We start from the raw sequence: 1,520 nt of genomic DNA on the forward strand, positions 1-1,520 counted from the left end.
ACTTCTCCTGCCCGACGTAGTGCGCCCAGCCGCCGCCGTTGACGCCCTGGCAGCCGGTGAGCGTGGTCAGCCCGAGGAAGCCCCGGTAGATCGTGTCGGAGTGGAACCAGTGGTTGGTCCCGGCCCCCATCAGGATCATCGAGCGGCCCTTGGATTCCTCGGCGTTGGCCGCGAACTCGCGGGCGATCCGGGCCGCCGCGGAGGCGGGGACGCCGGTGATCGCCTCCTGCCAGGCCGGGGTGTACGGCGCGGTCGCGTCCTCGTACGACGTGGCGTAGCCGCCGCCCAGGCCCTCGCGGCCCACGCCGTACTGGGCGAGCATCAGGTCGAAGACCGTGGTCACCAGGGCGTCCCCGACCCGGCGTACCGGGACCTCGCGGGTCAGCGAGCCCGGCGCGCCGTCGACGTTGTCGAACCGGGGCAGCTCGACCAGCGCGGTGTCCGCGCCGGGCGCGAGCAGGGTCAGTCGCGGATCGACGTCGCCGAGGTCGAGGTTCCAGCTGCCGACCCCGGCCTCACCGAACCGGTCGCCCAGCGACCCGTTCGGCACCACCAGGCCATCGGTACGGGCATCGACCAGCACGGTCTTGAAGTGTGCGTTCTCCTCGCCGGCATGGTTGGGCAGGTCGGCGGCGGTGAGGAACTTCCCGGCCCGGTATCGGCCGTCGGCGGCGGGTTCGAGGGCGATCAGGTACGGCAGGTCGGTGAACTTCTTGGTGTAGTCCGCGAAGTAGGGCGTGGTCTTGTCGACGAAGAACTCCTTGAGCACGACGTGACCCATCGCCATCGCCAGCGCCCCGTCGGTGCCGGGCTTGATCGCGAGCCACTCGTCGGCGAACTTCACGTTGTCGGCATAGTCGGGCGAGACGACGACCACTTTCTGGCCACGGTAGCGCGCCTCGGTCATCCAGTGCGCGTCCGGCGTCCGGGTGACCGGCACGTTGGAGCCCCACATGATCAGGTAGCCGGCGTCCCACCAGTCGCCGGACTCCGGCACGTCGGTCTGGTCGCCGAAGACCTGCGGCGAGGCGACCGGCAGGTCGGCGTACCAGTCGTAGAAGCTCAGCATCGAGCCGCCGATCAGCGAGGTGAACCGCGCTCCGGAAGCGTGGGAGACCATCGACATCGCCGGGATCGGCGAGAACCCGGCGACCCGGTCCGGGCCCCACTTCTGGATCGTGTGGACGTAGGCGGCGGCGACCATCTCGGTCGCTTCCTCCCACGTGGCGCGGACGAGTCCGCCCTTGCCGCGGGCGGACTTGTACGCCTTGGCGCGCTGCGGGTTGTCGACGATGTGCGCCCAGGCCTTGACCGGGTCCCCGGCGTGCTGGTTCTTGGCCTCGCGGTACATCTGCAGCAGCACGCCGCGCACGTAGGGGTAGCGCACCCGGGTCGGCGAGTAGGTGTACCAGGAGAACGCCGCCCCGCGGGGACACCCGCGCGGCTCGTACTCCGGCTTGTCCGGCCCCACCGAGGGATAGTCGGTCTGCTGGGTCTCCCAGGTGATGATCCCGTCCTTG

1 protein-coding gene is annotated in these 1,520 nt (G+C 70.3%); it reads right to left on the reverse strand.

What is annotated here, in order from left to right; genetic code table 11:
* The coding region (locus EKO23_RS24665) for a molybdopterin-dependent oxidoreductase (RefSeq protein ID WP_134721226.1) at positions 1 to 1,520 on the reverse strand (1,520 nt) is incomplete at both ends.

This window comes from Nocardioides guangzhouensis (assembly GCF_004519545.1).
Classification (GTDB): Bacteria; Actinomycetota; Actinomycetes; order Propionibacteriales; family Nocardioidaceae; genus Nocardioides; species Nocardioides guangzhouensis.